Raw genomic sequence first — 8,755 nt, forward strand, 5'->3', positions numbered from 1 at the left:
GGTGGATGAGGGGAATAATCAAAGCTGCTGTGGTTTCTAGATTAAGAGGCTGGCTACTACTTGTTTAACAACGGTCAATGGAATTTTGTAGATTTTAGACCTTCAATATTAGAATAAGGAGTTGTTAATCATGATCTGGATTAACATTGATAAACCAACTAAAACGTATACAGTACATAAGAGAAGTTGCTATTACATTCCTGAGAGAGATACGAATTTTAAAGGTATTGAACGAGAGCTAGGGGATGGTGGATGGTTCAATTGGAAAAGAAAATTAAATGTCTTGAAAATTATGAAGCTTGGAGTCGTCCTACAAAAATAGATTTTGAATCTAAAGTTGGAAGAGACATATGGGAAGAACATTGGGAAAATTGCGAAAGGCTCCATAAAATGATGGTGAGAAGTCAGAGACTATCTGACAAGATTAAGCAAAGCATTACGAATGAAATGGACACAACTAGAATGGTTAACGTTCCTAAATTAGAACAACGGAAAGTAATAACTGTTAAAAGTAACAAAAAAATAGGTGTACTTGTTCAAACGACATTAAAAGAGATACTTGAGAGTAATACAATATCTCCAACTGTCATTGATTTATTACAAACAGAAAAATATTCAAAAGAGACGTTTAATATTAATTTTCCTGTATTAAAAGAAGTGGATCGTTCGAGAAATATGGATGAGCAAAAGAAAGATAGTAGGGGTTACATTCGATATTATAAATCAACGGTTAAAATCCAAGGGAAAACCTATTTTCTAAGCTCGCAATGGTATGATTTTAGTAGAACACATTTAGAAAGATGGATTGCTAAGAATAGTTAGTTTCAAAAGGATAAAAAGACGATGGCTTTGAAGTTAGATGGGGTGGTTACAGGCTGAAAAAAACATCCTAAAATACTAGAAGTGCATCGTTGTAAAGGACTATTGTAACTGAAAAGTGAAAAATAGACTACGATTTCAACTAAACCTTACTATTAAGAACTAATTATGATGGTGAAGAAAAGAATTAATTTAAGAAGCTAAGAGTATCCCATTAAAGGGTTGTCCTTAGCCTTTTTTGTGACTAAATCCTCGATTAAATTACAAAAAATAGCAAAAGCAGTTACGACTAATGTATTATTAAGACAGTAGTATCGTTCATTAAATTTCAACGTTATACGAAGAGGTGGGTTTATGCTTAAACAAGGAATCTATGAAGAAATCATCACCAAGAAACTCAATTCTGAGCTAACGGAATTAAATAGTCATACATATGAGCTAGGAAAAGAAAAGTTAGATGTCGAGGAAGCCAAGAAGCTTCTCTCCAATTATATCTCTCATATAACAAGAAGGGCTCTGGCATTTATAAGAGATAATGAAAAGAATGATGCTAACGCATTATTGGACCAGATTAGAGTGTGCAATGAGATCGTTTCACTGTTAAGTCTGAAACTAGATGATGAGGAGTTTAGGAGTTTACAAATTGAGGAAGAAGGTCAAGTGTTAACATCTATTTATTCCCGTCTAAATTCAGTGAAAAGTTTGAGGAAAGACGAAATTATCAGGCCTGTTACTCCTATTTCGCAAAGTTCTCTTTTTACCGGATCAAATTATGAACCTAACATGCTAAGTGAGATGAAAAAAGAAATTTTAACTTCTGATCATATAGATATGCTTGTTTCATTTATTAAGTGGAGTGGTTTGCGTTGTATTATTGAAGAACTTAAATCCTTTACAGAAAAGGGCGGAAAGCTTAGAGTCATCACAACATCTTATATGGAGGCTACTGATTTTAAAGCAATTGATGAGTTAAGTCAGTTAACTAACACAGAAATCAAAGTTTCCTATGATGTAGAAAGGACCAGGTTACATGCGAAAGCCTATCTTTTCCAAAGAGAAACGGGCTTTAGTACGGCTTATATTGGTTCATCTAATCTCTCTAATCCAGCTTTAACGTCAGGGCTAGAGTGGAATCTTAAAGTAACTGAGAAGGATTCGTTTGATATTGTTAGAAAGTTTGAAGCGACATTTGAAAGCTATTGGAATGACAAAGAATTTAAAACATTTCATTTTGAAAATCCGGAGCATCAAGAGTTATTAAAAAGTGCATTGTCTAAAAACAAGAGGGAAGAATCAAATGAGTTTCATTTCGCTTTTGATATTAGACCTTTTCATTATCAAAAAGAAATTCTGGAAAAGTTACAAGTAGAGCGTAATGTGTTTGGGAGGTATAAAAATTTAGTTGTTGCTGCTACAGGTGTGGGTAAAACGGTAATTTCTGCTTTTGATTATAAGCAGTTCTATCAGTCAAATAGAAAAAAAGCACGTCTACTGTTCGTTGCTCATAGGGAAGAGATCCTTAAGCAGAGTAGGGATACTTTTCGAGCTATATTAAAGGATGCCAACTTTGGGGATTTATTTGTGGGAACTTATCAACCTGCATCAATTGACCATTTATTTGTGAGCATTCAGAGTTTTAATAGTAAGAAGTTATATGAGACAACATCAAGAGATTTTTACGATTTTATCATTGTCGATGAATTCCATCATGCTGCTTCTGAATCCTATCAACGCCTCATTAACCATTATAAGCCTAAAATACTCCTTGGGTTAACAGCGACACCTGAGCGGATGGATGGTAAAGATATTCTTACTTATTTTGATGACACAATAGCTGCTGAAATGAGATTGACAGAGGCTGTTAATCAAAAATTACTTTCTCCTTTTCAATACTTCTGTGTAAGTGATTTAGTTGATCTCTCGATGTTGAAATGGAGTCGTAAAGGCTACGATATCAGAGAATTAGAGAATGTGTATACTTCTAGTGACTTGAGAAGTAATCAAATCATAAAGAGTATACATAAATATGTAACCGCTATAGAGGAAGTAAAAGGTCTCGGTTTCTGTGTATCAATTGAACATGCCAAATACATGGCGAATTATTTTAATAAGAGTGGAATTTCGGCGGTTTGTTTGTACGGAGATGTAAATAAGTCGGAGCGTTATGAAGCGCAGGATAAGTTGGTAAAAGGTGAGGTTAAGTTTATCTTTGTCGTTGATTTATATAACGAAGGTATCGATATCCCGGAAGTAAATACGGTCTTATTTTTACGACCAACTGAGAGCTTAACGGTTTTCTTGCAACAGTTAGGAAGAGGATTACGTCTTTCTGAAGGCAAGGATTGTTTAACGGTATTAGATTTCGTTGGACAAGCGCACAGGAATTATAATTTCGAAGAGAAGTTTAAGGCTTTAGTAGGGAAGACGAAGCATTCTGTGCAGCACTATGTAGAAAATGGCTTCTTTAATCTACCAAAGGGTTGTTTTATTCAATTGGAAAAACAAGCGAAAGAATATATCTTAAGGAATATAAAAGACGGTGCTAATACTAAGGGTAATCTGATTGCCAAAATGAGACATTTCCAAGAAGACACAGGAAAAGAGTTAACGTTAACGAATTTCCTCAATCATTATCATTTGTCAGTGCATGACTTCTATGGTAAGAGCAAGGATCGGAGTTTTGCACGCTTTAAAGTATTGGCGGAAGCGCATGAAGGTTTCCATTGTGAAAATGAAAATCTTATAACCAGTCGCTTACCAAATTTATTTCATATTAACTCTAAGCATCTGCTTAGTTTTTGGATTCGTTATATACAGGAGAACCTAGTTGAAACAGAAGAAGAGAAGCTTATGTTGGCTATGTTCTATTATTCCTTTTATCAACACCATCCGTCAAAAGAGGGGTTCTCTTCACTCGAAGAAGGAATCCAACAAATTATAAGTGTAGAAGAAATCAGGCTAGAATTACTAGAAATTCTCTACAGCAAATATAATTCTATTGAGACAATGGAAATGGAAAATGAATTTGGTTTTCCTTGTCCATTAAGAGTTCATAGCAACTATTCTAGAAATCAAGTGTTGGCTGCTTTAGGTTATTATAATGAAGAAACTAGTCCAACTTTTAGGGAAGGGGTGAAACATTTCCAAGAAAAAGAACTAGATGTGTTTTTTACTACTCTAAATAAATCAGAAAAGGATTTTTCTCCTTCTACTTTGTATGATGATTACGCGATCAATGACAGCTTATTCCATTGGCAATCGCAATCAACTGTAGCAGAAGGTAGCAATACAGCTAAACGTTATATTACACATAAACAGAAAGGCCATAAGCTTGCATTGTTTGTAAGAGAGTACAAACAGGAATATGGGTTAACAGCATCTTTTGTCTTTCTAGGCCTAGTCGATTATGTGAAGCATTCGGGAAGTAAGCCGGTGAGCTTTGTGTGGAAGTTACATGAGGAGATGCCTTCTTATCTAGTGCCGAGGGCGAATAAGGTGATTTTATAGATAGAGGGTTAGAGTATAGATTCTACTATTTTGGTTATGCTCCACATTAATATATAGATTATCTTGAGGGATTTCGGAGTTATTCTGTCCAAAATTCATGATGAAGGGAAACTTAAATATGCCAACATATAATAAACTCGTTCGGGATAAAATCCCTGATATCATTAAAAAGACGGGGAAAAATTTTCAGGTTACTGTACTAGATCCTCTTACATTTGAAAAAGAATTAAAAGTAAAATTAAAGGAAGAAATGGACGAGGTGCTACAAGCTGGAAAGACGGAAGATTTAGTCGAAGAATTGGCAGATTTATTAGAGGTGGTTTATGCGCTCTGTCGTCATCATGGGATTGATCCAAGTGAACTTGAGCTTGTCAGAGAGTGTAAGAAACACGAACGAGGTGGATTTAATGAAAAAATCTATTTACTTGACGTCGAGGATTAGTCGTATTGGGTAAGGAGGATAGAAATGAGTCATAAGCTGAAGGTTGGTGAATTAAGAGAAGCATACTTACTGGAAGAAGATATTTGGAGGGTCTTTACCGTTGTGTTATCTAGTAAATCGGCGAAATCTTCTACATATAAGTATGCGTTAATGAAATCACTAATTGAAAACCTTTACCAGGTCAATGAGCGACACGAGCTATCTTATGATCAACTGGCCTACTCGTTTACAAAGATTTACTGGAACTTAATTGTTCATCATCAACTGATCAATCAAAATAGAGGGAAAATTGCTAGGGTTGTAACAATCATTAAAGAAGTCCAGGATGCTAATTCAATTCCACCTGAATTTGTCTTTGATAAGATTGATGATGCACTTCAACTCAAACTTGTTAGTAAAGTAAAAGCGACGATGAAAGAAAATGTTTATGGAGCACTTTATGGCGATACACGGGGTTCCTTTTATGCATTTGATCATAAAAAAGAAACCTTAACATTAAATCCTAAGGTGCACCAGTTTATGTTAAACTACCAACGGCTAATAGTGAATTTAACTAACTATCATATGGCTGCGATGATCGAACAATTAAATGAAGTGCCAAGTATTAATTACTTGCTTGGAAAGGTAGAGAGTATAGCGAAGCGTTCTTCTTTATCAGCATTTGAGAGAGTCCTTTTAACTTATTCTAAGGCGGATTGTTTTTATTGTCAGAAAACATTAACGGGAGTGAAGAGAGAAACACATGTGGATCATTTTATTCCGTGGTCGTTTGTTCAGTCGGATCATATTTGGAATTTAGTGTTGTCCTGCAACAGGTGTAATACTTCCAAAAGTGATAAGCTGCCTGAGCGTGCTTTTCTTGAGTACATCATAAAGCGAAATCATTCACTGATTGAGAAAAAAGAGGATGAAACTATTACAAATTTAATGAAGAATTATAAGCAAAAGAAAATTGTTATGCTATACGATTATTCAATAAAAAATGGTTTTGATACAATTTGGAGTCCTTAATCTAGCTAATAAAAATTCTTTTGCAATAAATATGATTAATGAACTGTATAGTACTTCAAAATGAAACTTTTCGCTTAATGTTCTTGCAAGAAGGGAGAAAATAAAGCCGGCATAGCTTGTATGCTGGCTTTTTTAAACTAACTTCTCTTAATAATATTAATTATTTCCTCGCCGAAATCTTCAACTTTCTTTGGTCCGAAACCGTCAATCTTTAAAAGTTGCTCAACAGTCACAGGCCTTTTTTCGAGCAACAATTCTAAAGTTGAATTTTTAAATACATAATAGGGTTTCACATTCATGTTCTTTGCGTAGCTTAATCGAAAGGCTGTAAGACGTTCTTTCAAGTTATCTTCTATTTGAACTTGTCTATTTTGAGCATCTATCACTATTAAGTTATTTCGACCTTCTTTTTTTACAGGCCCTGAGTTCTGGAATATTGATACAATCTCCTTACCGTAATCATTCACTCTCTTTATTCCAAACCCCTCAATTTCTAATAGCTGATTAAGTGTTATGGGATGGAGGATGACTAGATCATCCAGCATTTTGTTTGAGAAAATATGATAGGGTTTCACATTCAATGAACTAGATTTGTTAGATCGAAACTTTTTTAATTTTTTTGATAGTTCATTAGTTTCTGGGCTAACTGATTTATCCACAGTTTGCTCTTTTTGAACTTCTTCAGGTGATTTCTCCGACACAGTTGTTAGATAGGGTTCAGGGTTAAATGGTTTTTCCTTGCTGAGTTGCACAAGTGATTCAGCAATTTGGTAGACGTATTTATCTAACATAAAGACGGGAGAACTTTGATTTAATTTTGTTTTCAAGAATGGGACAATCTGGTCATGGCGTACGACATTTTGTTTAATATTATCAGGAGCTTTATCTGAAATGGTGATGATAGTCTTTGGGTTAGCGAAGGTCACGCCGTATCGAATAGGGCAATGAGTAATAACGCCTTTACTCTTTAAGTAGTTTTCTAAAATACCTACATGCCGTTCAACTTGAGTGATGGGGCTATACATTCCTTCTTTATTTATAACTCTGTTATTCTTCATGATAACTCTTTGGAAATCTCCTTTCTCAGTTATATGGATATTTCCATATAACTTTTTAACTTCTAAGATAAGAATAAATTTGTGGGATACTATAATAAAGTCAAATTGAGCTTCGTAATTTTCAGACTTTAGAAATACGTCATGTAAGATTACAATGGGGAGCATGGAGTTCTGTAGTTCAAATAAAACACTTTTTTCTCCTGCGTGTCCGATAGAAAATAACTTGTGGTGATCCTCGACTTTTTTTCTATTCACATTTGGTTGAGAGATATCTAATAAATTTTTGAGATTGTGAAGGATACTTGCTTTATCGTTAAACTTTTTATAAACGACAGGACTTTTAATCTCTCTTTTGTCACTTAATTTTTCCATTATGTTTTTAAGGAAGGACATGCTAAACCTCATTTCTTTATCTATTAGTTCTTTGTATTGTAATATTATGTAATTATACCAAATAAGTAGGTCTTTAGGATGTATTGTTGAAAATATAGTGATGAGAATAATTAAAGGATTATAGCAAAAAATTGCTTATTTAAGAAGAAACTAATCAGGTTAAGTATGATTGTCAAATCTCAACATGTGAAGCGAAGGGATTGTTGCGGTAGTTCCTAAAAATTGGTGGAAAAACTATTAAGTTTAGTAAATGTTACAAAGGGTGTCTGACGTAGGGAGTAACAAGTCACCAGTCACCAGTCACCATAGCAAAGTTGAGATTGTCGCTTAAAGGATCTTAAATACTAGTAGGGTGAGGAAAAATAAGAGTGATAAGTTTGTTAACATATATAGGGAGGCTTCCTTATTTCAGTTGTCTAAATAATCAACAATCATATTCTGAATACTATTGACCAACTCACCTTTTCTTGTGACAATTCAGTTAAACGTTGACCTTGTTGCATACTCGTTTCTGTATTGTTTTTAAAACTATTAGATATTGGTTGTGGAGAAGGAAAGGACTCCGTATTTTTTGCGAGAAATGGATATGATGTTACAGCTTTTGGTATTTCTGATGCTGGGATTGAAGAAACGAAGAGACTATCTGCCGAGGTTGTAGTGGATGTGAAAGTTTTTAGGACGGATCTATCTGATTTTAAATTTACTGAGCAGCTTGACTGTCTTTTTTTAGTGATGTACTGCACTATATTAAACCTGAGTATCGTCGAGAAATCTGTGATAACTATAAGGAATACACGAACAAAAATGGGATGCATTTCTTTAATGTGTTCGTACAAAAGCCTTTTATAGCGCCTCCGCCAGAAATTGAAATGCTCATGGTTGGAAGTCTGGGGAGTTGTTAGCTCATTACCATGATTGGTTCATCGAGAGTAGTTCCGAAGTTATATTTAATTGTGATTCGTCAGGAATTCCACATCAGCATGCAATGAGTTAGGTTATTATGGCAAGAAGAGTTTAACTTTCTTCTATAATAAAGAGCGTTGGCTTTAGTCAATGCTCTTTCTGTTTTTGAGAGTATGGATATAACTGTAAGGTAGTGATTTGTTTTTTAAGAAAAAGTAGGTTTGTTTTCTTCTTAAAAGGGGTATTTTTAACTTAGACGTATTAATTGTCTATTTTTGTTGAAAGTGTTATTGATGTATGGTAAATTAATAAATCTAGTCGTAAAAATTAATTTCAAATTAACCATTGCGCAGAATTATAAAACGTGATATATTATTACTTGTCGCCGTTGACGGCATCTTATTCATAATGATTGTGCGAATAACTTTCCTATAAAAAAGTTGTTGCGCAGAATGAATCGTTATGTTATGATAGTAAATGTCGCTAACGAAGTGACACAAGAGTTCTTTGAAAACTGAACAAAAGCCAAGCGAAAAGAGAAAACATGTTTTTCTCGTCAAAGTAATTTTTTGAATGAAAAATTGCATCATTAAATTATTGAGCTAATCAACTTACCATTTTC

General features: G+C 34.1%; 7 protein-coding genes. 6 read left to right on the top strand and 1 reads right to left on the bottom strand.

All coding sequences use genetic code 11. From position 1 onward, the window contains the following. The first annotated feature begins 130 nt into the window (after positions 1-130). The 5 genes from JCM9157_RS24335 (at position 131) to JCM9157_RS05165 (ending at position 5,779) form a co-directional block, all read left to right on the top strand. Positions 131-322: a hypothetical protein gene (locus JCM9157_RS24335; protein ID WP_148296809.1), complete on the top strand. Its 192-nt coding sequence runs from the start codon at positions 131-133 to the stop codon at positions 320-322. Continuing rightward, positions 262-822, top strand: a complete 561-nt coding sequence (locus tag JCM9157_RS23250; protein ID WP_148296810.1) for a hypothetical protein — start codon at positions 262-264, stop codon at positions 820-822. The genes JCM9157_RS24335 and JCM9157_RS23250 overlap by 61 nt, the downstream gene beginning before the upstream one ends. A 351-nt stretch (positions 823-1,173) precedes the next feature. Continuing rightward, positions 1,174-4,326 carry a DEAD/DEAH box helicase gene (locus tag JCM9157_RS05155; protein WP_035662819.1) on the top strand — a complete coding sequence of 1,051 codons (3,153 nt, stop codon included), beginning with the start codon at positions 1,174-1,176 and terminating at the stop codon, positions 4,324-4,326. Between the two features lie 118 nt (positions 4,327-4,444). Then, entirely contained in the window at positions 4,445-4,768 is a 324-nt protein-coding gene (locus JCM9157_RS05160; protein WP_035662820.1) for a nucleoside triphosphate pyrophosphohydrolase, read from the top strand. A 24-nt stretch (positions 4,769-4,792) separates the two neighbouring features. Further along, positions 4,793-5,779, top strand: coding sequence for an HNH endonuclease (locus JCM9157_RS05165; protein ID WP_035662821.1), 987 nt, complete (start codon positions 4,793-4,795; stop codon positions 5,777-5,779). 137 nt (positions 5,780-5,916) lie between these two features. Here JCM9157_RS05165 and JCM9157_RS05170 read toward each other — a convergent pair whose 3' ends face one another. After that, positions 5,917-7,230, bottom strand: coding sequence for an HRDC domain-containing protein (locus JCM9157_RS05170; RefSeq protein ID WP_035662823.1), 1,314 nt, complete (start codon positions 7,228-7,230; stop codon positions 5,917-5,919). 516 nt (positions 7,231-7,746) lie between these two features. Here JCM9157_RS05170 and JCM9157_RS23845 point away from each other — a divergent pair. Further along, positions 7,747-8,079 carry a class I SAM-dependent methyltransferase gene (locus JCM9157_RS23845; protein WP_369384696.1) on the top strand — a complete coding sequence of 111 codons (333 nt, stop codon included), beginning with the start codon at positions 7,747-7,749 and terminating at the stop codon, positions 8,077-8,079. The last annotated feature ends 676 nt before the right edge of the window (positions 8,080-8,755 follow it).

It is taken from the genome of Halalkalibacter akibai JCM 9157, from assembly GCF_000513135.1.
Classification (GTDB): Bacteria; Bacillota; Bacilli; order Bacillales; family Bacillaceae_D; genus Halalkalibacter; species Halalkalibacter akibai.

Coding starts and splice junctions, on each gene's coding strand:
- JCM9157_RS24335 (WP_148296809.1), top strand. CDS start 131: ATGATCTGGATTAACATTGATAAACCAACTAAAACGTATACAGTACAT.
- JCM9157_RS05155 (WP_035662819.1), top strand. CDS start 1,174: ATGCTTAAACAAGGAATCTATGAAGAAATCATCACCAAGAAACTCAAT.
- JCM9157_RS05160 (WP_035662820.1), top strand. CDS start 4,445: ATGCCAACATATAATAAACTCGTTCGGGATAAAATCCCTGATATCATT.
- JCM9157_RS05165 (WP_035662821.1), top strand. CDS start 4,793: ATGAGTCATAAGCTGAAGGTTGGTGAATTAAGAGAAGCATACTTACTG.
- JCM9157_RS05170 (WP_035662823.1), bottom strand. CDS start 7,230: ATGTCCTTCCTTAAAAACATAATGGAAAAATTAAGTGACAAAAGAGAG.